Genomic DNA, 23,096 nt, shown 5'->3' on the forward strand with positions numbered 1-23,096 from the left:
GAAGCCAGCACGAAGCAATCTTCTTTTGCCAAGCCCATGAGTCAAAGTTGGTGTAAGAGATAGGCTTTTCTGGAACGCTCAGACAGGGGTGCTCTTGGGAAAAGAGACAGGAAGATACTTATCTAAAAAGGCTTTGATACCAGAGAGGTAATTAGGGCTATGAATGGCATCATCATGTCCATAGCGAACCTGCAGAAATTCTTTTGGCGACTTTGCAGCTTCAAATACGCGCTTACCGTGCTCAAAGGGCACGACTTCATCATCGGGACTGTGGATGACAAGAACAGGGCAGTTGGCTTGTGCAATGTGAGCCAAGTTGTCGTAGCGTGAGCGCATAATTTTGCGAAGTGGAAAGTAGGGGTAGAAGCACTTAGCGATTTGTTTCATCGTGGTAAAGGTCGCCTGCAAAATCACTGCCCCAGCTTTGACCTCTTTGCTCAGCCAAGCAGCTACGCCACCACCTAATGAATGTCCGAAAATAATAATGTGTTCAGGTAAGATATGCTTTTGTTCTACCAAGTAGCTCCAAGCTGCTTTTCCGTCACGGTAGAGTCCATCTTCGGAGGGTTGGCCGTCGCTTTGACCAAAGCCGCGATAGTCAAATGTAAAGACATGCAAGCTAAGCTGATGAAATGCCTTGATTTGGTCCAGTTGGTAGGATACATTGCCTGAATTGCCGTGACAGAGCAAAACGGTCGCACGGGCGTGGGGCACAGGCACCCACCACCCGTGCAGCTTAACGCCATCGCTTGCGACGAAGTAGATGCTTTCAAACTCAAGCCCATGTTCGGCTGGAGTGGTGACAAGCGATTTTTGCGGCGCGTAAATAAAGTATCTCTCAATGCTTGAGAGCAGTCCCATACTGTTCTGACCGACAGCACAAACCTAACAGGTCTGTATTTCTGTTTTGAGATGAATTTCTTCTAAGATGGCGCTCACGCGCAGGCATTCTTCCATTCCACCATCAAATACAATTGCTTTGCCTTTGGTATGTACTTCCCACGTATAGGCCTCTGCTTTCTCACGCCCACACCGAATCGCTTTCATAAGCTGGTTGATAACTTCTTCGAAGGTGTGATAGTCGTCATTGAAGAGCACGACCTTGTAAGGTTCATCAGTGATGGTATCTGTATCATCTTCGCGCTCTTGCGTTAGAAGAGAGGCTTGAATAGGCCTGATGGCCTGATGAATGAACTGCACGAAGTCTGGTTTTACGGCAACAAGTTCCTGCATAGCAATCGTTACATTTTTGGTTTCGTTGAGTTTCGAGAAGATAATCGGAAAATGCGTATTTGAAAACTTCTATGCAATTGGAAAAGTTCAGGTGCGCGGAATGCTGGCTCAATAGCAGGGGCTTGATGGAATCACCCGATATGCTGCTTTGCGTGAGACTTCAGTCGCTACACACCCAATTTACGCTCTATCGGGAGAAGCAAGCTTTAATCAGCGAGAAAATCAGGGGCTTAGTGGCGCGGCGGCAAGTACCGCTCTTGACCACTCTCGGAAACAGGAAGCTCTACAAAGAATGTAGCCCCTTTGTCTTTGCCTTCGGATTCAGCCCACACTTTTCCACCGTGTAGCTCGACAATTTGCTTTACAATCGCCAGTCCTAAGCCTGTGGAGCTTTCTCCGCCCGTAGGCTTTGCTGAAAGACGCTGGAACTTGCCGAAGAGTTTTTGCATATCTGCCTCACTGAGACCTTGCCCTTCATCTTTGACAGCAATGCGCACCACTTTTTGCAAGGTTGCAACATCTTGGTGTTCCTCCATGCTAACCCAAATGTGCTTGCCGTGTGGCGAATACTTGATAGCATTCGAGATGAGGTTATCGAACACCTGCTGAATTTTCTGACTATCCACCTCCGCTAAAATGTTAGATGCACTGCTAAGGTGTAGGGTTTGCGATTTTGCGTGTGCATTTGGCAAGTTGGTCTCAACAGTTGCACGCAGTATGTCAGAGATGTTGACAAAAGATTTCCTAAGTCCAACGCGTCCCATATCGTAGGCAGCGACATCAAGCAAGTCAACGATGAGCTTATACATTCGTTGTGAGGAAGCAACGATAATATCCGCCATTTCTTTGTTTTCTTTGCTGGTTTCTTCTTCAGCTAAAAGCGATGCAAAGCCCATAATTGTCTGCAACGGATTCTTGAGGTCGTGCGCAGCAATCGCCAAAAATTCGTTTTTCAGTTTGTTGGCTTCAATGAGTTCATCGCGCTGACGCTCAACGAGCGCTTTCTGTCGAGCAAGCTCGAGATTTTGCGCTTCAATGAGACGGTTTTTTTCTTCCAGCGCTTTGGCTGCACGCCGTGTTTGTCGGTATGCGACGCCCCCACCAAGAATGACAACCAATGCAAACGCAATGCTGCTTAGGAAAAGCAAGCGCTGCTGCTCGGCTTCCAATTCTTTGACCTGATTGGTCTTTGCCAGTAGCTCAATTTCTTGCTGCTGGCGCAAGCGCTCCGCTTCTTGTTCTCGTAGCTTAAAGGCTTGTTCCATTTTATCTCGCTCTAAGCGTGCAATCTCAGCGAGTCGTTTTTCTTCAATGAGCTTAATCTTGACATCACGCTGCTTGATTTGAAGCGACTTGATTTCCTGAGATTTTTCTAAGAGTGAAATAGACTGCTCTTTTTCTTTCAGGGCAGCCTGTTGGAGGGCTCGATCGCGCTGCAAAATTTCAATTTCCTTCTGGCGCTGCTCCGCTTCGTAATACTCTTTGAGTTCCGCAAAACGCTTGGCGGCCTGCATTGTGAAGATAGAGTCTTTGTAGGCAGTGTAAAGCGTGTAGGCATCTAAGGCATCGCGCGTGTTGCCAAGTTGAAACTGAATGGTGTAAAGCTGATGATAAGCATTCTTCAGGTCTGGCTTGGCGTTGATAGCTTTTGCGGCATCAAGGCTTTTGAGTGTGTAGCTCAGCGCATCTTGAATTTTCCCTTGCAAGCGGTAGATGCGTCCGATATTAAGCAGCGTGGCGGGCAAACCCTGCGCATCACCCATATCATTTTTGAGTTTGAGCACAGTAAAGTGGTAATCTAGTGCGTCGTAATACTTGCCTTGCTGCTCGTAGATATCGGCAATGTGGCTAAACGATGCAGCCACGCCTGCTTTATCGCCTAATTCTGCACGCACTTTCAGGGCTTGAATGTGGTAGTCAATTGCTTCTGTGTATTTGCCTTGTGAGAGATAAAGATTGCCAATGTGGTCTTGTGTAACGGCAAGTGCCCAGCGGTCGCCCAGCCGCTCTTTCATTTCGGCGGATTTTTTGTAGTAAGTGAGTGCATAATCATACTCACCCTGAGATTGATACATCTGTGCGAGATTGTCATAGACGATTGCAATGCCGCGTTGATCATTGGTTTGCTCAAAGAGTCGCAGAGCTTGAAGATGATAGTCTAAGGCATCTGCAAATTTCCCTTCAGCGCGATAGACGGCAGCCATGCTTGCCAAAGTATGAGCAATGCCGCGCTGATCACCTAACTCGTGCTTCAAGGCAAGAGCACGGCTGTAATAGTTAATTGAGCTACGATAACGCCCTCGCACGAAGGTGATAAAGCCGAGATTATCAAGCGATTGTGCAATACCTACCTTGTAGGCTAATTGCTCAGAAAGTTCCAGTGCTGCCTGTGCCAAGCTATCTGCAAAGCGGTAGTTCCCCTTCTGGCACGACTTAATAGCCATCGCGTTTAAGACTTGCACTCGTGCGCTGTCCGTTGCGCCATAAAGAAAACCAGCTAATTGCTCAGGATAGTAAGGCTGTGCCGCCGCTGTATTGGCAGCGGTAACTAAACCAAGTATGAGTAAAGCAGCAGAGACGACATACATATCCTTGACTCCCTTTCTTCATTCAATAGCAAGTTATGCCAGCAAGTTTATTGCAATTTTAAGCAAGTAGCTTTGGGGCGTATGTGATTTAGGCAACGCTGTTTTGCTGGGCGCAAACGCTGTGCTTAACTGAGGTCAAACTGCAACTCGGACAAAGTCCGATAAATGCCATGTTCTAACTCCATCAGTTCTTGATGTGTGCCTTGCTCCATCACTTGCCCATCTTTAACCACAATGATTTTATCCGCTGTGCGCACGGTTGAGAGCCGATGTGCGATGATGAATGTCGTGCGCCCTTGCATTAAGGTTTCCAGAGCATCTTGCACCAGTCGCTCCGACTCAGAGTCCAGTGAGCTGGTGGCTTCATCTAAAATGAGGATAGCTGGGTTTTTAAGAATAGCGCGTGCAATCGCAATGCGCTGGCGCTGACCACCTGAGAGCTTGATGCCTCGCTCGCCAACGATGGTCTTGTAGCCCTCTGGAAACAAAGATACAAACTCGTGGGCGTGTGCTTTCTTAGCGGCTTCAATAATTTCAGCCTCACTTGCATCAGGCTTGCCATATGCGATGTTTTCAGCAATCGTTCCCCCAAAAAGTAAAACATCTTGCGGCACAATTGACATCTGCTTTCGCAACGCGGTTAAGTCATATTCTTGGCTGTCTTTGCCGTCGATTAAAATGGCGCCAGCATCAGGAGTGTAAAAGCGTAGGAGCAGGCTCACAATGGTTGATTTCCCAGCACCAGACGGTCCGACCAGTGCCACGCGCTCGCCTGAACGCACGGAGAACGAAACACCTTTTAAGACCTTCACCTCCTTGCGAGAGGGATAGCTGAACTCCACATTTCGAAACTCTACATCCCCTTTAAGGCGTGGCAGCGCCGCGGCGCGCTCGGTAGCGTGGAGCGAACAATCTACGGCTTCCGTCGGCTCACGCAGAATTTCACGAATGCGCTCGGTGGCACCTACAGCACGCTGAATCTGACTGTATAGCTCCGCAAAGCTACCCATTGCAGCACCGACAAACGTCGTGTAGAGAATAAACGAAGTTAGCTCGCCCACAGTCAACTCGCCAGCCTGCACAAAGCGCGCACCAACCCATAACACCAAAATAATTGCTCCAAAAAGACCAAAAATGATAAACGAAAAGAAAGCACTGCGAAAACGTGCGTTGCGAAGCACAGTAGCCAGATAAGTCCCAATGGCACGCTGGTAGCGTGAGATTTCATAGTGTTCGTTTGCAAATGCCTTGACATTTGCAATACCCTGCAGCGTCTCTTCTACAACCGTGCTGCTGTCTGCTAGCTTATCTTGCGCCTCACGTGAGAGCTGGCGAATCTTACGCCCAAAATAAACTGCCAGCGCAATAAGCAAAGGCAGCGACAGCAGCATCACAGCAGTAAGTTTGATGGAGGTGTAAAAAATCAAAATCAAGCCGCCAACCAGAATTGTAGCTTGGCGAAGCAATTGCGCAAGCGTAAGCGTCAAGGTCTCCTGCAGCTGTGCAAGGTCGGCTGAAAGTCGGCTTGTAAGCTCACCGACACGCCGCTGAGCAAAAAACGACATAGGCAAGGCAACAATCTTAGCATATGTCTCTTTGCGGAGGTCGCTAAGGCTACGCTCACCTACTTCCACAAACCAAAGTGACTGGTAGTAGCTTAGCACGGCTTGCAAGGCTAAGGCAGTAAAAAGCACCAGAGCAATGTGGTCAATGTCGCCAAAGAATCCCTGACCTGTGCCGCGCAGCGCACCGTCAATGAGCTGACCTGTGATATATGGGAAAACCAAGCCCAGCAGGCTTGAAACCAACAGCGCAAAAAGCGCCGCAAAAAATTTCGTGCGATACGGCAGAAGGTAGCGAAAAATCGCAAGGGCTTCTTTCAGCGATTCTTTGCTTAGCTTCGCAGGTGCAGCGTCTGGTTTTTCTTTGCGTACCATAGTCACTTGCCTTGTTCTCAGAGCAAATTAAAAAACGCCACGAGTTTAGAATCTGTTCTGCAATCCTGCCCTGGAAAGAAAAAGTTTTCACAGAAAAAGGGGTGTCTCTGTTGTGCTGTAGAGACCAAAGCGCTTAGTGTCGTCGCAGCGGTTCAGTTCGATGTGCAAGCTCCCAACCTACGGCAAAAGTTAGCTTGACAATCTTCACCATTTTCTCGAGATGAATTTTCTCAAAGTCATCGCTGGGCTCGTGATAGTCAGCATGCGTGCCATTGAAAAAGAAAATGACAGGAATCCCGTTCTTGGCAAAGTTGTAGTGGTCGCTGCGGTAGTAAAATCGGTTGGGGTCGTTGTCATCGTTGTATCGGTAATCCAGTGTGAGATTGACCGTTGCACGATTCTGCCGTTGTAAGACGGCGTCAAGGTCTTTTGAGATTTTGTCTGAACCAATCACATACACATAGTTTGGGTTGCCAAGCTTTTCATACTTTTCATCAATGCGACCAATCATATCAATGTTGAGGTTTGCTACAGTGCGTTGAAGCGGAAACTTGGGGTGTTCGGTGTAGAAGCGTGAGCCTAAAAGTCCCTTTTCTTCGCCAGCGACCGTAAGAAAAATGATAGAACGAGGCGGGCGCACGCCATTTTTGGCAAAGGCTTCGGCAAGCATCAAAACGGCTGTTGTGCCTGAGCCATCATCATCTGCACCGTTAAAGACCCGTCCGCTGATGCCTACGCCCACGTGGTCGTAATGTGCAGAGTAGACAATTGCTTCGTGCTTCATGACGCTGTCGCTACCCTCTAACATGGCGCACACATTTTCGCTTGCTAAGATGTCTTCCTCAACATCAATCGTAAGCTCGAGCCGAACAGTTTTTAGTTCAAACGACGCAGAGCGAGAAAGTGAAAAAGCGGTTGCAAGTTCATTGACCGTCTTTTTGCGTGGCGAAAGGATGGCATTAGCGACTTCTGCCGAGATGAAAATGAGCGGTGCTCGTTCTGCACGGCTGAGCGTAGAAACTGGCTCTGACTCAGGCTGATGAAGCGACATTGTACTCATTGCAAGCTGGTCTTTCATAGTGGCGAACTGCTCGGCTAAACTCGGTGTACCACTATGTCCAACAACAATGCACACAGCGGCAGGTTGTGCGTCCAAAGCGGCAACATACTTAGTGTATGCATCACTCCAACGCTCCAGCGCAGCGGATTGAGCTTGCGTGCGCGGTGCACCAGCAAGCAAGAGCACCATTTTACCTTTTGCATCAACGCCATCGTAGTCGGAATAACCTAACTTCCTATCACGAATGCCATAGCCGCAGAACACAACGGTGCCACTCAGCTCTGCGGCGTGTGCACTGCGAAGTGAGAACGCAAAGTCTTCAAAGAGCTTGCGGTATGTATGAACGGTGTTTCCAGCTTTGACCACCAATTGACTCTTTTGCCCAAGGCGACGCTCTTTGACAGTGAAGCGCTGGAAAAAAGTGCCGCTATCGCCTAAGGGAGTCAGTCCCAAGCGCTCAAAGTGCGAAGCGATATATCGGGCAGCAATTTTTTGTCCGCGCTTCGCCGTTTCTCGACCTTCCAATTCATCGCTGGCTAAAAAACGCAAGTGAGCACTGGCTAACTGCGGTTGCAGAAGCTGATAGCCTATCTGCTCAGTGGCAGGGGGAACAGTTGGACGTGTAGCCAAAAGCAGCATCGCTAAAAGCGACGCTGTAAGTAAAAACCCTTTGAACCGATGGTGAGACATTGACTTTGCTTTTTTTGCGAATACTAAGCTATGCGTTCTCGTGTAAGCGCTTCAATAAGTTGGCGGTGCTGTGGGTAAGCCTCTATCAGTTTTTGGCGAGAAGCTAACTCAAAGTCTGCAAAATCAAAGCCGGGTGCAACAGTGCAACCTGTCAGTGCAAAAGAATCAGGCTGAGTTACTTTTGCAGCAAACCAACATTGTGCAGGCACAGTGGCTTGAAAAACTTGCCCATCTTCAATAGCACGACCTAACACAACGGTTTGCAGCGTTCCATCTTGATGAAGCATATACAGTGCAAGTGGCGAACCGTCATAAAAGTGCCATATTTCGTCAGACTGAATGCGGTGAAAAGCCGAAAAATCGTCGCTGCGCAAAAGAAAGTAGATGGAGGTGCCAAAGCAGCGCTCACCTGAAAAGCGTGCAGGCAAAGCAGTGTGTGCAATCATTTCCTGAGAGCGATAGACTTCTCGAAAGAAACCGCCTTCTGGATGAGCTTGCAAGCCTAACGCAGCAATGAGGTATTGAGCTTTGGAATAGGTGTGCGGAGTCATTCGACCTCTTTGCCATTGAGCGCAATTGCTTCAATCGCCTGCGTCACTTCCTCAATGCTTCGGTTAGCGTCTATGTCAATAGCTAAGCCTTTGGCGCGGTAGTATTCCAACACAGGCTCCGTTTTAGCGTGATACTCCCTGAGGCGTCGGCGCACAGTGTCTTCTTTGTCATCATCGCGCTGTCGCAAATCGGTGCTGCCGCATTTATCGCATTGACCAGCCACTTTGGGCGGCTGATAGAACTTGTTGTAAATCGCGCCGCAATTGGCGCAGGTAAGTCGGCCAGACAAACGGCGGATAACCTCGTCTTCTGGCACAGTAAGATTAATCACATGGTCAAGCGTTTGACCAGCACGCTGCAGCAAGTCACTTAGGGCTTCGGCTTGAGGCACAGTGCGAGGAAAACCATCAAGCAAAAAGCCTTTGCAAGCTTGCGGAGAGCTAAGCACTTGCTCAATCATTTCAATAATGACGGCATCTGGCACCAGCTCACCCCTGTCCATATATGCTTTGGCTTTTAGACCAACAGGCGTTTGTGCTGCAACGGCGCTGCGCAGCATATCACCTGTAGAAAGGTGAAGCACATGATGTTTCTCAGCCAAAATTTTGGCTTGTGTGCCTTTGCCAACCCCAGGCGTGCCAAATAAAATCATTCTCATTGTTCAGCCACATTTGTTTTGTCACTTTTCGGAATTTGCTTGATTTGGATTTTGCCGCCTTTTGTGCCTTGCACCACGATGGGTTTGCGTTCAGGCGTGGGCGTGGCAGGTGATTCAGGTTTGAGAGAAGGTTCGCTGTTGGGCGCTTGCGACGGTGCGGACGAAACGGTCTGGGTAATAGGCGTTTCAATCACTTCATCATCAAGGGCAGAGAGGAAAAATGCAATGGCGCGTCGAGTTTCGCCCAAGTCGCCTTTTGTTGGGGCATTAGAGATGCATTTGCAGTTGACGCTGGTTTGCTTTGTGCCGTCAGGCAACGTCTCTTCGGTAAACCAGATTGAAAGCTCAAGCGTATTGCCGCCAAGCGCCAGCGAGGTAACTTCACACTTAAGCAGCGCCATGCCGCCCAAATTTTTTTGGCGCGTCTTGATTTGCCAGCCAAGCCAGCGACTCAGCACCGTTACAGCCGCATCGTAGGTTTCACCAACAGGGGCGCGGTATCGCCGTGTTTTAAGTTCCAAAAATTCGGGATTGTCCGAGGTTTCAGACTCGCGCTGGGTAAAAGCCAGCACAAATTTTCTCAGAAGGGCTTCGGGGCGTAAGTCTAACTGAAAAGGCATACTTCAAGTGTTAAGATTAAGGTGATTCTTCAGAACAGACCGACTGTGCCAAACGAATGCGTTTTGCAGAGCGTGTTTGGGTTGCCAGTTGCCCACAGGCAGCATGGATATCGCGACCACGACTGCGACGCACCGTTACGGTTAGGTTCGCTTCGACCAACTTGCGAATAAATGCATCTCGGGTGGCATCGTCAGTGCGCGCATAATCGATGTTAACAATCGGATTGTAATCAATCAAATTGATTTTGCAAGGGACGGCGCGTGCAAATTTGATAAGTGCCTTCGCATCGTCCTCGCCATCATTGATACCGCGCAGCAAAAGGTATTCAATGAAGATGGGCTTATGTTGTTTGTGTGCATAGTGCTGCAGCGCAGTTTTTAGCTCCCCTAGTGAATACGTTTTCGCAATAGGCATGATCGCTTGGCGTTTTTCCTCAATCGCCGAATGCAGCGAGATAGCCAAGCGGCACTTATGGGGACTTTCTGCCAAATCCAAGATACCGGGCACAATTCCTGCGGTTGAAATCGTAATATGCCGCTCACCAATTTTGAACTGGTAGCGGTCATGCGAGAGAATATCAATCGCTTCTTTGACGCGCTCCAGATTAAGCAGTGGCTCGCCCATTCCCATAAAGACAACATTGGTAATGCGCTGGCTGTAGCGCGCCTGAGCAAGCTGCATCGCACCCAACACTTGGTCAGTGATTTCGCCAATTGTAAGGTTGCGGGAAAAGCCCATATAACCCGTTGCACAAAATGTGCAAGCAAGCGCACAGCCAACTTGCGACGAGACGCAAACAGTCATTCGCTTGCGTCCTTCACGCAAGTCAGGAATGAGCACGGTTTCAATGTGTGCGCCGTCCGAAAGCTTATAGAGCAGCTTAATTGTTTGGGCATTGTCCGTCTCACTTGATACGGTACTGACGACTGGCTCTAAACGAGAGATGAAGAAGCGTTGCGACAGTTTCTCCCGCAGAACTTTGGGCAACGAGGTCATTGCGGAAAAGTCCGTTGTGTCAGATGCGTAGACCGAGTGTCGCACCTGTTCCGCACGGTAGGCAGGCTCTCCCATGCTAATAAGCACGTGCTGAAGCTGTTGAAGGCTGAGCGACTTGAGGTCTTGCTTGCCTGTTTCCGCCGTCATTGCTCTACGATTTTAGCACATCGAAGAAAAAACGCCTGCAACGCTTTCAGCAGGCGTTTAAGCTAATCAGGTTGGTTGGGGTACCAGGATTCGAACCTGGGAATGTCGGCTCCAAAGGCCGATGCCTTACCGCTTGGCGATACCCCAATACACAAGAGTGGCGGTGATGAAAGCGCCTCGCCTCCAACTGGAAGTCTCCCGAGACTTCGTTGCAAGTAGAGAGGTTTAGGATAGATTTTCGCTTTACCCTGCGAATGAGGTTAAGGCGAGGCGACTTTCGAACTCGCTTGCTGCAAAAATAAGCAAAGTTTCTCTCGAATGCAACAAAGAAGGGGGCTGTGGCAGGAAAAAAGGCCAACCTAAAAGCTCAGCGTAAGTGCATTGCGCAGTTCAATGTCAAAAGGACGAACTGTGGGCACAGGCTCATTGTCATACCGATAATTCAAAATGATAGAAAGAATGAGCTTGTCTGTAATTCCCACAGCAAGGTTGCCTTCAATCAAAATGCGGTGGTCGTCCCAGTGGCGGGTATCCACTTGGAAGTAACCAATAAGCTGCACAGATGTGCGAGCATTAAGGCGCCAAAGAATGCTAAGGTAGTTTGTCGAGCGCAAGAGTTTTGTCTCGGGGTTATCTGCAGCAAAGATTTCATTTTCCCACATTGCACCAATGCCTAATGTAAGTCGGATAGACATCACCGAATCAATTGGCTGCAAATGCAGAAGCATTAGGCGCATTCCAGAGCCGAAAAGTGAGCGACCTTTGAGCAAAATAAACTCATTAAACTCACGCTGGACGAAAAACTCTGGGTGAAAAGTGGTATCGAGATGCCAGATAAAGCGACCGTGCACAAAACCGCGGTACAGCAAAATTTGGTTGTCGGCAGAAGCCTGTGCGATATCACCAACCACAAAAGTGGAAAACAGAGCAGTGTGATAGTCAGCGCGCAAACTGGCTTGCCAGCGAAAAAGCTCTGAATTGCCGGCATTGAAGCCAAAGCTAAGTTCAGCTCGCAATGAAAAGGGGGACGAACTCGATCGAAAAAGTGCTTCAGTGTTGACCTGCGCATAGATGCCTGAGCCAGCGTGTGAAAACAGCATACCCCACAGCAACACACTCCATCGCAGAAAAGGGCGCATCCTAAGAGGCGTAAGATTTAATCAACATGTTTCACATAGTAGCAGACGCTGGAGGCAAGCTCTGGCGTAATGCCGTTGATAGCAGCAAGTGAGCCCCACCAGATAGCGCGCAGCACTGTGCCAATCCCACTTGACTGTCCTTGCATAGCCGCACAAAGTTGCTCGCTGAGAAGCGCATTGTAGTAGCTATCTAGCGGCAAGCCATGCATATCCACAATTCTTAGGCGATGTTTCCCAAGCAAAGCGGCAAAACTCTCAGGTGTAAAGTGATAGAGATGACGGGGGGCATCTAAAGCCACCCAGTATTTGCCATAGTGCTGCGCATCGAGACTGTTTAAGTTAGGCATAGCCGTAACGAATAGCCCATTGCGCCTAAGCAAGCGGCGTAGTTTGTCAAGCGTTTCATTAAGCCGATGAATGTGCTCGAGTGTGTGCCACATCACGATAAGGTCCTGTGGCTCATCAATTTGCACAGTAAGCAATTCGCCGTGATAGACAACAAGTTCGTTTTCGTCGCGGGCGTATCGAGCAGCTTTTTCAGAGATTTCAATGCCAGTCAGGTTGAGCACCGCATCGCTGTGTCGTCTGAGCGCCAAAAGAAAATCGCCTGTGGCACAACCAATTTCCAGCACATTATAGACTCTGCCCGCTAATAGGTTTGCACGACGCAACACTTGTCTGGCTTTGTAGCGTAGCGAGATAAATTCTCGGATAAACTTGTAAGTCCGCTCTCGCCACGAGGTAGCTTGCCGAAGCGAGATGAAAGGATCATAGTCTAATGCATCATAGAATTTACCTATCTCCGCTTGTGTGGGGCGTGGCGACAGCAGGGTCAAGCCTGATGCCCGAGCCGTTACGACCTGCCAAACCTCGCCGCCCGAAAGGTGAAATCGGTCAGGAGCAGTGTAGCGCAGTTCAAACTCTGTAGAGCCAGAGATTGGACAAGCGGCCTGTTCAAGAGCGCAGTGAGACATGTTGCGTCAGGCTTCGGTCAGTTCCAAAAAGGCTTCTTCCAGTGAGCGATGCCGCAAGGCTAAATGCGACAGCACAACTCCCTTCTCAAAAAGGTAGCGGTTGAGGTCGGCTAAGTTGCCATCCGATAGCTCAACCAGTAGAGTGTCGCCTTCCTTAGTCGCTGAGACGAACTTTTCATATCCCTGCACGACGGCTTGCAGAAGCAGCATATCCTCGGCGCGCAACTGGGCAAGCGGATTTTTACTGATAATTTCACGCAAGCTGCCTTGTGTTAAGATTTTGCCTTGCTTGATAATAGCTAAATGGGTGCAGGTTTGCTCGACTTCGCTGAGCAAATGGCTTGAGAGGAAGACGGTCTTGCCCGATTCAGCAAGCGATTGAATGATGCGCCGCACATCACGAATGCCCTCTGGGTCTAAGCCGTTGGTGGGTTCGTCCAGAATAATCAGCTCAGGGTTGGCAAGGGAGGCGGCAGCAATCGCCAAGCGCTGCTTCATTCCTAAGGAGTAGGTAGAAAATTTGTCTTTCTGCCGTGAGGAAAGCTCAACCAGTGCCAGTGCAGCCTGAATTTGCTTTTCAGTAACATCTTTGATTTTGGCAACAATGCGTAGGTTGTCGTACCCACTAAGGTAGGGATAAAAGTTTGGGGTTTCCAGTGTGGCACCAATGCGTCGCCGAGCTGCATTAAGGTCATTTGTCTCAAAGAGCCGAACTGAACCCTCTGAGATGTTGATAATGCCGAGAAGCATACCGATTGTCGTGGTCTTACCGCTCCCATTGGGACCTAAGAAGCCGAAGACTTGCCCTTTCTCCACGTGAAATGTGGCGCTATCGACCACGCGTCGCCTGCCATAGATTTTCGTGAGCGACTCTGCTTCTATAACTCGCATGAAGTCTTGGTTTGGCTTGGCGCAAAGGTAAGGAATCAATGCTAAAAAATCTATGCAGATGTTGTGGCAGAACTTTGCATGAGGGCAGTAAGTAGGTAGTTTCAAAACAAGGAGCAGACCCTCCCCTGCTAAGGAGAGGGTCAGGCTGAAAGCACTTTTGAACGCAGCATCGTATATGAAGGCAAGCTCGAGGCTACTCCGTTGCGCTCTTTGGTTTCCAGTTCAAGTCCAGCGGCTCTTTTAATGTAAAGAAGGTTACTTTGGCAGTTTCAATCAGCTCTTGAAATTTCTTGACATCCGTATCAAAAACACGGTTGAAGTCAGCTAAGGCCTTGGCAAGGGTAGATTCAGCATAGCGAAGGTAAGTAAGCTGCGTTTCAGTCGGGGCGTCCCAAGACGACGAAAGTGAGCTGAGCACGCTGGTCAGTTTGCCAAGTGCATCGTTGTCGTCCCGGAAAATGCCTTGACGGTCTTGGGGCGGAACAAACTTTTCTGCGAGCGACTTAAGTGTTTTCTTCAAGCTGTCGCCAGCGCGCCTGAGTTGAGCAGCGACACTATCTTTGCGGTCACGAACTTGCTCGCTCACCATTTCAATCGAGCGGTTGGTTTGCTGAATGCGTGTCATCGCTTCTGCCACAATTCTGATTTTATCCTGCACGCTCACCATCACATCATATTTCTTTCTGCGCTCTTCAGGAGAGATATTGTAGCGTGGGTCTGGTAGAACCTCAATCGTGGCTGTCGCTTCATCTTTGCCCATCTTGATGCGGGCGGTGTATTTACCGGGCAAAACTTCAATGCCTGGCGGTTCATCGCCTTCTGCCATGCGACGCGAGCCTTCCACACCCGGCACGCGCACCCCATTTTGCCTGAGGTTCCATACAGCACGATTCAACCCCTTCTTCATTGGACCACGAAACGAGCGAATCACCTTACCGCTACCGTCAAGAATTTCAATCTGCACAAACTTTTGCGACTCACTGGCTGTATCGCTTGACGATTTATCTTTTTCCTGCGGTGGATTAAGCAAATAGGTGAGGAGCGCACCACGCGGACGGTTCTCACCCTTGAACATTGCATCTGCTGGGAAGTGATACGACTCTTGCTTTTCTTGATACTGAATAGCAGGTGGCACATCGAAGATATGAACCGGCTTTTTAAGAATCTCAGGTGAGAGTTGGCGTAGCGGACGAATATCGTCCAGAACGTAAATTGCGCGCCCGTGCGTGGCAATAACCAAATCATGCTCACGTGGATGCACGGCGAATTCTGTAACAGGCACGGTCGGCACACCTGCTGTCCACTTCATCCATGTCTTGCCATCATCAAAGCTGATAAAAAAGCCGAACTCTGTGCCTAGATAAAGCAGGTCTTTTTTCACAGGGTCTTGTTCAATGGTGTGCGCAAAACCCCACTTGGCATTTTTGGGCAATCCGATTGGGGTCGTTTTGGCAAGGTCAATCCAAGTCTTGCCGTAGTCAGTGGTCTTGAAGATGTAGGTTTCCCAATTGTTACGGCGGTGGTCATCAAAGACCACGTAGGCAGTGCCTGCGTCAAACTTTGAGGCTTCAATGTGTGGACACCATGTTGCTTTCGGCACGCGTGGAATGCGGCTGGTGAGATTTTCCCAAGTCTTGCCACCGTCTTGCGTCAGCTGCACATTGCCATCATCGGTGCCAACCCAGATGACACCTTGCTTAACAGGGCTCGGCGCAATTGTGAGGATAGTGCAGTGATTTTCAGCAGCCGTTACATCGCGTGTAAGACCGCCGCTCTCATCTTGCCGCTGCTTTTCTTTGTCGTTGGTCGTGAGGTCAGGGCTGATAATCGTCCAGCTATCGCCACGATTAGTAGATTTATGCACAAATTGGCTACCGTAGTAGATGGTGGCAGGGTCAAATGGGTCAATTGCAATAGCAGCGTTCCAGTTAAAGCGCAGCTTGACATCTTCTGATGGTGGGGCAGGACGAATGTTCTTGCGCTCGCCTGTCTTGGCATTAAAGCGTATTAAATTGCCACCTTGCGACATAGCATAACCAATGTTGGGGTCAACAGGGTCAGGCACGGTGCCAAATCCATCGCCGAAACCGACCTCTTGCCACTGGTAATTCTTAATACCACCATTTTCCCAAACAGAAGAAGGACCACGCCACGAGCCATTGTCTTGCAAGCCACCGTAGATGTTGTAAGGCTGCTCATTATCAATTGCCACGTGATAGAACTGTGCCAGCGGGAGGTTATCGACGAAACGCCATGTAGCGCCGCGGTCGTAACTGATAGCAACCCCTCCATCATTACCATTGACCATAAATGCCCCGTTTTTAGGGTGAATCCAGAGTGCATGGTGGTCGGGGTGCACGCTGTTATAGGGAATAAGAGTTTGGAAAGTTTTGCCGCCATCGTTGCTAACGGTGACGGTGACAGCCATATTGTAGAGGCGGTTTTCATTTTCGGGGTCAACGCGCAGGTCGCAAAAGTAAAAGGGGCGAGAAGCGATGTTGATGGTGTTGTTGACGACTTTCCACTTGCGCCCACCATCTTCAGAGCGCAAGAGCACGCTGCGTGTGGCTTCCACGAGCGCATAGACGACATTCGGGTTGCTATATGCAATCGCTACAGTCGCGCGCCCCAACTCACCTTTGGGCAAGCCGTCTTGGTCGGTCAGTTTCGTCCAACTTTCTCCGCCATCAAATGTAACATAGAGGCCGCTGCCCGGCCCACCTGATGTAAAGAACCACGGGTAGCGACGATGTTCCCACATGCAAGCAAAAAGCTTGTTCGGATTTCTCGGATCCATCACAAGGTCGCCACAACCCGTTTTGGGGTTGATGTAAAGAACTTTTTTCCATGTCTTTCCGCCGTCTGTGGTTTTATAAACCCCACGCTCTTCGCTATCGCCCCAAGTAGGACCCATCACAGCGAGGTAGGCGATATCTGGGTCTGTGGGATGCAGCACCACACGGTGAATACGTTCCGTTTTCTCTAAGCCGAGCCACTGCCAAGTCTCGCCACCATCAAGGCTTTTGTAGACACCATAGCCAACGCCTGCACTGTTGCGCGGATTGCCTTCACCAGTGCCGACCCAAACAATAGATGGATTGGGTTGAAAGACAGCAATTGCACCAATCGATGAAGTTGCTTGGTTATCAAAAATCGGTTTCCAAGTAATGCCACCGTTGGTAGATTTCCAGACGCCACCAGTTGCGGCACCGACATACATTATTCTCGGGTCGGACTCTACTACTTCAATTGCAGCCACGCGACCACTCATTCCAGCTGGTCCGATGCTGCGCGCTCGCATGCCGCCAAAGAGCGATGTATCGAGTGCTTGTGCCCAAAGCCCAGAAAGCGGCAAGAAAGCAATGAACAAAATAATGGGGAGATAGCCCAGAGAAAATCGGCGATATTTCATAGCAAAAAAGATTTTGTTGATGGAGATGCCAAAAAACGCATAGAAATCTAAACAAGCTAAACCGCCTGAGCAATGCTGGGACTTAAGCAATAACGAAAGAGCTGAGCAGTGTGGCTAGAGGAGCAACGGATTGGGAAAAGTTTGTAACACCAAAGAATAGCGCCCGAGTAACGGGTGGCAACTTGGAGAACGCTGAATGTCCGAAAACAGCAAATCAGGTTCTTATTAGCACAGATGTCGGGTAGCCAAACTGCGCTCTAAATCTGGCATTCTCCTCTACTGCGATGAAAGGAATTTGCCACTACTTGCTAATTGCGTGTTATGGGAAGATGTAATAGCTGGTTCACCTGCGAAGTGATAGTGTGGGTTAAGTTCTCGCACCATCAATCGCTCGACAGGCTTGCCGCCCAGAAGGTGTTGCTGCAAAATTTCTTCGGCTTCTTCTATGGTAGAGATACGATACCAAATGCCTTCAGGATAGATAACCGTAACTGGCGCAAATGAGCATCCGTCAAGGCAGCCAGACTTGTTGGCGCGAATTTCCCTGTGCAAACGAAGTTCCCTAAGGCGTGCTTTGAGATACTGCTGAATCTCTTCGCTGTTGTGCTGCGCACACGTGGCGGTATTGGTACAGGTGAAAAGATGGTGGCTGAATCTCATTGCAAATCTACTGCTTTGCTTGAAAAGTCCGCTCAAATCTACACTTTTTTTCCTAAGTGAGAAACGCAAGTGCTAAATTTCAGTCAAAGTCAAAGTGCCGAGTTGGTATCACTGAACAAGTTGACTGAAGGCAAGGTCTTGGGGATAAAACTCTGCCGCCAGCGGAATGTGCTTGCAAACTGAGCACTGTAGCATTCCCACGACTTCTGAAGCAAACTCAGCGAAAGCAAAGCAGCACAGCTTGGCACATACCGAGTTTCTACTTAACTTTGAAAGTTCTGTTAAAAGCGAATATTCAACTTATTTCGAACATTTATGGCAAAGAAAATCGCTACAACTTGCCTTATCATCGGGGCAGGCATTTGTGGACTGATTGCAGCCGATATGCTGCATCGTGCAGGTGTCAAAGCAATTGTCTTGGACAAAGGTCGTGGCGTAGGAGGGCGGTTGGCAACACGCCGTATTCAAAGTGGCACCTTCGACCATGGGGCACAGTATTTTACCGTCCGAGACCCAAAGTTCTATGCAATTGTCGAGGAGTGGCTTGCAGCAGGAATTGTTCGTGAATGGACACGGCATTTCCATACCGCAGCAGGACCTTGCGACAGTGATGCTGAGCCGCGATACTACGGCATCGGCGGGATGACGGCTATTGCGAAACACATAGCGCGCCACTTGGAGGTGCATCTCAATGAAACGGTGTCCAAGTTTTACCCAAACCACAAAGCATGGCACATTGAAACTACAGATGGCAAACTCTATCAAGCAGAGTCACTAATCTTGACACCGCCTGTGCCGCAGTCGCTCGAGCTTGTAAGGAAGTCGGGTATCTCTATTCCTATTAGGGAAAAGCGGATGCTGGAAGCGGTAACCTATCTGCCTTGCTTGGGGGTGCTGGCGCTTTTGGAGCAAGAAAGCAAGGTGCCGCATCCTGGAGGATTGTGGCTATACGATGATGCGGTGCTCTGGCTAGGCGACAATCAAAAGAAAGGGGTCTCACAAGTGCCAGCTGTCACCATTCACGCAACGCCAGCTTTCAGCCGCACTTACTGGGACGCAGACGATGCAGCAATTTCAAAGGCTTTAATTGAGCATGCGTCAAAATGGCTGGGTGCGAAAGTGCTTTATGCAGAAGTCAAACGCTGGCGATACAGTGCACCTGATTCCTTCGTGCCAGAGCCTTTCATAGCCCTGAATGCGCCATTGCCGTTGATTTTTGCAGGCGACGCCTTTGTTTCCCCTTGCGTAGAAGGAGCCGTGCTCTCAGGCATGGCTGCAGCAGAGTATCTGCTGCGACAAGATGTCTCAGTAGCAGAATCGTAAGTGCAGCGAACTGCGCTCAAAGCCCTTTGAGACATGCAAGTAGCTAACAGGACTTGGAATTAGAGCGGGAAGCAAGGGAGCACGGTGCTGCAGAGTTGTCGGACGCTCGCTTGCAGAGACTTGCAAAAGTCTAATCTGCGTTGCTATATTACCCGATTGCAAGGGTAGGCGTCTTCTTTCTCAAATGAGAATTCTATAGTAAGACATAGCAAAGACACAGGAAGCGCTTGCGTGCACATTGCTAGCAGGCGCTGGATTTATTTTCTTTCTTCGAGTTGTTTTGCAACTAAACCTATCAAAAGCGAGGCGACCGTGAAAGCGAAGACTTCCAAAAAGAAAGTTGAGCGCATCTCTTTCTCGAAAATTCAGCAGGTAATGGAACCCCCAGACTTGCTCAAAGTGCAACTGCGTTCCTTTAAGGATTTTATTCAAGATGATGTGCCACCTGAGCAGCGCAAGAATAAAGGGCTTGAACAGGTGCTGCGCAGCAGTTTCCCTATCACGGACACGCGTGGACTATACCTTTTGGAATACATTAGCTACAGCATTGACAAGCCGCGCTACACTGTCGAGGAATGCATTGAGCGTGGTTTAACATATGAGGTTTCTCTGAAAGCCAAGCTGCGACTTTCGCTGAAGGACGAACCTGAAGAGCCAGATTGGAAAGAGACAATCGAGCAAGAAGTCTATTTGGGCAAGATTCCGTATATGACGGAGAGCGGCACATTTATTATCAATGGTGCAGAGCGCGTCATTGTGGCGCAGTTGCATCGCTCTCCGGGCGTAGTTTTTAGTGACAGCACGCACCCCAATGGCAAGAAAATTTATTCAGCGAAAATTGTGCCCTTGCGCGGCTCGTGGATTGAATTCGTGACAGACATTAACAACCTGATGTATGTCTATATTGACCAGAAGAAAAAGTTTCTGGCAACCACGCTGCTGCGCGCAGTAGGCTTTCCACGCAACGACCAGATTTTGCGGCTCTTCGACTTAATGGTCGAAATGCCCGTCAAGCCAAACGAATCTAACGAGGATTTGATTGGACGATACTTGGCAGTCGATGTCATCAATAAAGAGACGGGAGAAGTAATTCCGGCAGGCACACAAATTACCGATGAGCATATTGAGCAATTTGTTGCCTCAGGTGTGACCAAAGTGAAAGTAACGCGCGCCGAGAAGGAAATGGATCTTGACCGCACAATTATCCTAAATACACTGGCAAAAGATGAGTCGCACACTGAAGAGGAAGCCTTAGAGACCATTTACCGTGAGCTGCGCTCTAATGAAGCGCCTGACATTGAAGCGGCACGGGGTCTCTTAGACCGCACATTCTTCAACAACAAAAAGTATGACCTCGGCGATGTAGGACGCTACAGGCTCAATAAAAAGCTCTCTACGGAGTTCAAAGAGCTACTCGATATTATCCGGCACGACAAAGAACTGCGTGAGATTAGCAACACTATCACGGAAAAGTTCAATATCGGCAAGTTCGATGAAAAGGGCATCAACCCAGACTTTACGGTGCTCTCGCAGTATGACATCATCGCCATTATGTACTACCTCATCAAGCTGATGAACGGCCGTGTAGAAGTCGATGATGTCGACCATCTCTCCAATCGCCGAGTGAGAACGGTGGGTGAGCAACTCTCTGCACAGTTCTTGGTGGGGCTGGCACGAATGGCAAAGAACATTAAAGAGAAACTCAATGCCCGAGATACAGAGAAAATAAGTCCCTCCGACCTTGTCAATGCGCGCACAGTGTCGAGCGTAATTTCCAGCTTCTTTGGCACAAGCCAGCTCTCGCAGTTTATGGATCAAACAAATCCGCTGGCAGAGCTGACAAACAAGCGCCGCACATCGGCATTAGGGCCAGGAGGGCTGACACGTGAGCGAGCAGGGTTTGAAGTGCGCGACGTGCATTACACGCACTACGGTCGACTCTGTCCGATTGAGACACCTGAGGGGCCGAACATCGGTCTTATTTCTTCATTCTGCATCTATGCCGAAATCAATGAAAAAGGCTTCATTGAGACACCGTATCGCCCTGTAAAGAATGGTGTGGTGGAAAACAAGCCTGTCTATCTGTCGGCAGAAGACGAAGAGAATAAAATCACTGTGCCAGCGACAGTGCCATTGAAAAATGGCAGAATCGCTGTCGAAAGCGTGCAAGCACGTCGCAAAGGAGATTACCCGCTGGTTGAGGCTACACAGGTCGACTATATGGACGTGGCACCTCAGCAAATTGTAAGCGCTGCAGCCGCTCTGATTCCGTTCCTTGAACATGATGATGCAAACCGCGCCCTGATGGGCTCTAATATGCAGCGTCAGGCAGTGCCACTGCTGCGCGCTGAAGCACCACTGGTGGGCACGGGGCTTGAAGAGAAAGTTGCTCGTGACTCACGCACAATGGTCATTGCCGAAGGGTCTGGCGTGGTGGAGTATGTCGATGCCAACGAAATTGTGGTGCGCTACGACAAGCGCTTGGACGATGACACCGAAGGCTCGCTCTTGGATACGGATGAGACGGTAAAACGCTACAAGCTCAAGAAATTTTTCCGCTCCAATCAGGATACGTGCATCAACCAAAAGCCGATTGTGTCGGTTGGACAGCGCGTCAAGAAAGGAGATGTATTGGCAGATGGCTCTTCGACAGACCACGGCGAACTGGCACTGGGTAAAAATGTGCTAGTGGCATTTATGCCGTGGCGCGGCTACAACTTTGAGGACGCTATTGTAGTCTCAGAACGACTGGTTAGAGACGATGTCTACACCTCTATCCATATTCACGAGTTTGAGCTCACTGTACGTGATACCAAACGCGGCGAAGAACAATTTACGCGTGACATTTACAACGTCAGCGAGGAAGCGCTGAAAAACTTAGATGAAAACGGCATTATTCGCGTTGGCGCAGAAGTAAAAGAAAAAGACATCCTCATTGGAAAAATTACGCCAAAAGGAGAAAGCGATCCAACACCAGAGGAAAAACTCCTGCGCGCCATTTTTGGCGAAAAATCCAGCGATGTCAAAGATGCCTCGCTCCATGCCCCGCCCGGAATGCGGGGAACGGTCATCAAGACCAAGCTCTTTAGCCGCAAAAAGAAAGTGGGTGAGGATATTAAAGTGCGCATTGCTAAGCTGGAAAAAGAGTTTGATAAGAAGAAACTCGAGCTGCGTGAAAAATTCATCAGCAAACTGGTGCACTACTTGGGCGATAAGGAATCAATCGGCGTCAAAAATCTGCGAGGCGACACAGAAATCCGCAAAGGCACGCGCTTTACGCGCGAAAACCTTGAACCATATGGTGCGCTAAACAAGCTGGAAAAGTTAGACTTAGAGCACGGCTTTGTAGAGTCCACCAAGACCAACAACCTCGTCTGCCGCCTGATTGAAGAATACCGACGCCGAATGAAGGAGCTGGACGACGATTTAGAGAATGAAAAGTACAAAATTACTGTCGGCGATGAGCTGCGCCCCGGTATTGAGGAGCTGGCAAAGGTCTACATTGCGCAAAAGCGCAAGCTACAAGTGGGAGACAAAATGGCGGGTCGGCATGGCAATAAGGGCGTCGTGGGCAAGGTGGTGCCAATCGAAGATATGCCGTTTATGGAAGATGGAACGCCAGTTGATATTGTGCTCAACCCGCTGGGTGTGCCAAGCCGAATGAATATCGGTCAGCTGTTTGAAACCTCACTGGGCTGGGCGGCTGAAAAGTTAGGGGTCAAGTTTGCGTCACCCATTTTTGACGGTGCAACCTACGAAGAAGTGCAAGAAAAACTCAAGGAAGCGGGGCTGCCCGTCAACGGCAAAGTGAAGCTCTACGATGGACGTACAGGCGAACCGTTTGACCAAGAGGTAACGGTGGGGGTGATTTATATGATGAAACTCTCACACCTTGTTGATGACAAAATTCACGCGCGCTCAACGGGACCATACTCACTCATCACGCAGCAACCGCTGGGCGGCAAAGCACAATTTGGCGGACAGCGCTTCGGTGAAATGGAAGTCTGGGCACTGGAAGCCTACGGCGCTGCACACATCCTGCAAGAAATGCTAACCGTGAAGTCTGATGATGTGCAAGGACGCACAAAGACTTACGAAGCGATTGTCAAAGGACAAAATCTGCCAGAGCCCAGCGTGCCAGAGTCATTTAATGTGCTGGTGCGAGAGTTACAAGGATTAGGCTTAGAAATTCGCATTGATGACAAAGTGCCCTAA

At 49.4% G+C, this 23,096-nt stretch carries 16 protein-coding genes and 1 tRNA gene; 2 read left to right on the forward strand and 15 right to left on the reverse strand.

The genetic code is table 11. The annotated features are described in order from the left end of the window. Positions 1-78: 78 nt before the first annotated feature. The 15 genes from NZM05_03850 to NZM05_03920 form a co-directional block, all read right to left on the reverse strand. Positions 79-861, reverse strand: a complete 783-nt coding sequence (locus tag NZM05_03850) for an alpha/beta fold hydrolase (protein ID MCS7012750.1) — start codon at positions 859-861, stop codon at positions 79-81. Positions 862-885: 24 nt separating this feature from the next. Continuing rightward, positions 886-1,233, reverse strand: coding sequence for an ATP-dependent Clp protease adaptor ClpS (locus NZM05_03855; protein MCS7012751.1), 348 nt, complete (start codon positions 1,231-1,233; stop codon positions 886-888). 230 nt (positions 1,234-1,463) lie between these two features. Next, positions 1,464-3,821: a tetratricopeptide repeat protein gene (locus tag NZM05_03860; protein MCS7012752.1), complete on the reverse strand. Its 2,358-nt coding sequence runs from the start codon at positions 3,819-3,821 to the stop codon at positions 1,464-1,466. A gap of 125 nt (positions 3,822-3,946) precedes the next feature. Beyond that, positions 3,947-5,758: an ABC transporter transmembrane domain-containing protein gene (locus NZM05_03865; protein MCS7012753.1), complete on the reverse strand. Its 1,812-nt coding sequence runs from the start codon at positions 5,756-5,758 to the stop codon at positions 3,947-3,949. Positions 5,759-5,891: 133 nt separating this feature from the next. Continuing rightward, complete coding sequence (locus tag NZM05_03870; protein MCS7012754.1) at positions 5,892-7,508, reverse strand: M20/M25/M40 family metallo-hydrolase; 1,617 nt, start codon at positions 7,506-7,508, stop codon at positions 5,892-5,894. Between the two features lie 23 nt (positions 7,509-7,531). Next, positions 7,532-8,059 carry a cupin domain-containing protein gene (locus tag NZM05_03875; protein MCS7012755.1) on the reverse strand — a complete coding sequence of 176 codons (528 nt, stop codon included), beginning with the start codon at positions 8,057-8,059 and terminating at the stop codon, positions 7,532-7,534. Then, complete coding sequence (locus NZM05_03880; protein ID MCS7012756.1) at positions 8,056-8,718, reverse strand: adenylate kinase; 663 nt, start codon at positions 8,716-8,718, stop codon at positions 8,056-8,058. The genes NZM05_03875 and NZM05_03880 overlap by 4 nt, the downstream gene beginning before the upstream one ends. Continuing rightward, a complete protein-coding gene (locus NZM05_03885) occupies positions 8,715-9,338 on the reverse strand; it encodes a hypothetical protein (GenBank protein ID MCS7012757.1) in 624 nt (207 codons plus the stop codon). The genes NZM05_03880 and NZM05_03885 overlap by 4 nt, the downstream gene beginning before the upstream one ends. A 16-nt stretch (positions 9,339-9,354) precedes the next feature. Further along, on the reverse strand, positions 9,355-10,482 hold the full coding sequence (rlmN, locus tag NZM05_03890; GenBank protein MCS7012758.1) for a 23S rRNA (adenine(2503)-C(2))-methyltransferase RlmN: 1,128 nt from the start codon (positions 10,480-10,482) through the stop codon (positions 9,355-9,357). A gap of 72 nt (positions 10,483-10,554) precedes the next feature. Next, positions 10,555-10,629: transfer RNA gene (locus NZM05_03895), tRNA-Gln, on the reverse strand. Positions 10,630-10,841: 212 nt separating this feature from the next. Further along, the gene (locus tag NZM05_03900; GenBank protein MCS7012759.1) at positions 10,842-11,582 is read right to left on the reverse strand and encodes a DUF481 domain-containing protein; all 741 of its coding nucleotides are present in this window, start codon (positions 11,580-11,582) and stop codon (positions 10,842-10,844) included. 56 nt (positions 11,583-11,638) lie between these two features. Continuing rightward, positions 11,639-12,595, reverse strand: a complete 957-nt coding sequence (locus NZM05_03905) for a class I SAM-dependent methyltransferase (protein MCS7012760.1) — start codon at positions 12,593-12,595, stop codon at positions 11,639-11,641. Positions 12,596-12,601: 6 nt separating this feature from the next. Beyond that, positions 12,602-13,486, reverse strand: coding sequence for an ATP-binding cassette domain-containing protein (locus NZM05_03910; protein ID MCS7012761.1), 885 nt, complete (start codon positions 13,484-13,486; stop codon positions 12,602-12,604). Between the two features lie 193 nt (positions 13,487-13,679). Next, entirely contained in the window at positions 13,680-16,898 is a 3,219-nt protein-coding gene (locus NZM05_03915; GenBank protein ID MCS7012762.1) for a hypothetical protein, read from the reverse strand. A 276-nt stretch (positions 16,899-17,174) separates the two neighbouring features. Next, on the reverse strand, positions 17,175-17,558 hold the full coding sequence (locus tag NZM05_03920; protein MCS7012763.1) for a (2Fe-2S) ferredoxin domain-containing protein: 384 nt from the start codon (positions 17,556-17,558) through the stop codon (positions 17,175-17,177). A gap of 315 nt (positions 17,559-17,873) precedes the next feature. Here NZM05_03920 and NZM05_03925 point away from each other — a divergent pair, with 315 nt between their 5' ends. Continuing rightward, a complete protein-coding gene (locus NZM05_03925) occupies positions 17,874-18,881 on the forward strand; it encodes an FAD-dependent oxidoreductase (GenBank protein ID MCS7012764.1) in 1,008 nt (335 codons plus the stop codon). Between the two features lie 312 nt (positions 18,882-19,193). Then, positions 19,194-23,096 (forward strand): DNA-directed RNA polymerase subunit beta, encoded by a 3,903-nt coding sequence (rpoB, locus tag NZM05_03930; GenBank protein MCS7012765.1) that lies wholly within the window; start codon positions 19,194-19,196, stop codon positions 23,094-23,096.

Source organism: Chloroherpetonaceae bacterium (assembly GCA_025056565.1).
In the GTDB taxonomy this organism is placed as follows: Bacteria; Bacteroidota; Chlorobiia; order Chlorobiales; family Thermochlorobacteraceae; genus Thermochlorobacter.

Excerpts from the sequence above, each read along its gene's own strand:
- NZM05_03850 (MCS7012750.1), bottom strand. The coding sequence starts at position 861 with ATGGGACTGCTCTCAAGCATTGAGAGATACTTTATTTACGCGCCGCAA.
- rlmN (MCS7012758.1), bottom strand. The coding sequence starts at position 10,482 with ATGACGGCGGAAACAGGCAAGCAAGACCTCAAGTCGCTCAGCCTTCAA.
- NZM05_03900 (MCS7012759.1), bottom strand. The coding sequence starts at position 11,582 with ATGCTGTTTTCACACGCTGGCTCAGGCATCTATGCGCAGGTCAACACT.
- NZM05_03885 (MCS7012757.1), bottom strand. The coding sequence starts at position 9,338 with ATGCCTTTTCAGTTAGACTTACGCCCCGAAGCCCTTCTGAGAAAATTT.
- NZM05_03875 (MCS7012755.1), bottom strand. The coding sequence starts at position 8,059 with ATGACTCCGCACACCTATTCCAAAGCTCAATACCTCATTGCTGCGTTA.
- NZM05_03855 (MCS7012751.1), bottom strand. The coding sequence starts at position 1,233 with ATGCAGGAACTTGTTGCCGTAAAACCAGACTTCGTGCAGTTCATTCAT.
- NZM05_03905 (MCS7012760.1), bottom strand. The coding sequence starts at position 12,595 with ATGTCTCACTGCGCTCTTGAACAGGCCGCTTGTCCAATCTCTGGCTCT.
- NZM05_03915 (MCS7012762.1), bottom strand. The coding sequence starts at position 16,898 with ATGAAATATCGCCGATTTTCTCTGGGCTATCTCCCCATTATTTTGTTC.
- NZM05_03910 (MCS7012761.1), bottom strand. The coding sequence starts at position 13,486 with ATGCGAGTTATAGAAGCAGAGTCGCTCACGAAAATCTATGGCAGGCGA.
- NZM05_03925 (MCS7012764.1), top strand. The coding sequence starts at position 17,874 with ATGGCAAAGAAAATCGCTACAACTTGCCTTATCATCGGGGCAGGCATT.
- NZM05_03880 (MCS7012756.1), bottom strand. The coding sequence starts at position 8,718 with ATGAGAATGATTTTATTTGGCACGCCTGGGGTTGGCAAAGGCACACAA.
- NZM05_03920 (MCS7012763.1), bottom strand. The coding sequence starts at position 17,558 with ATGAGATTCAGCCACCATCTTTTCACCTGTACCAATACCGCCACGTGT.
- NZM05_03865 (MCS7012753.1), bottom strand. The coding sequence starts at position 5,758 with ATGGTACGCAAAGAAAAACCAGACGCTGCACCTGCGAAGCTAAGCAAA.
- NZM05_03860 (MCS7012752.1), bottom strand. The coding sequence starts at position 3,821 with ATGTATGTCGTCTCTGCTGCTTTACTCATACTTGGTTTAGTTACCGCT.
- NZM05_03870 (MCS7012754.1), bottom strand. The coding sequence starts at position 7,508 with ATGTCTCACCATCGGTTCAAAGGGTTTTTACTTACAGCGTCGCTTTTA.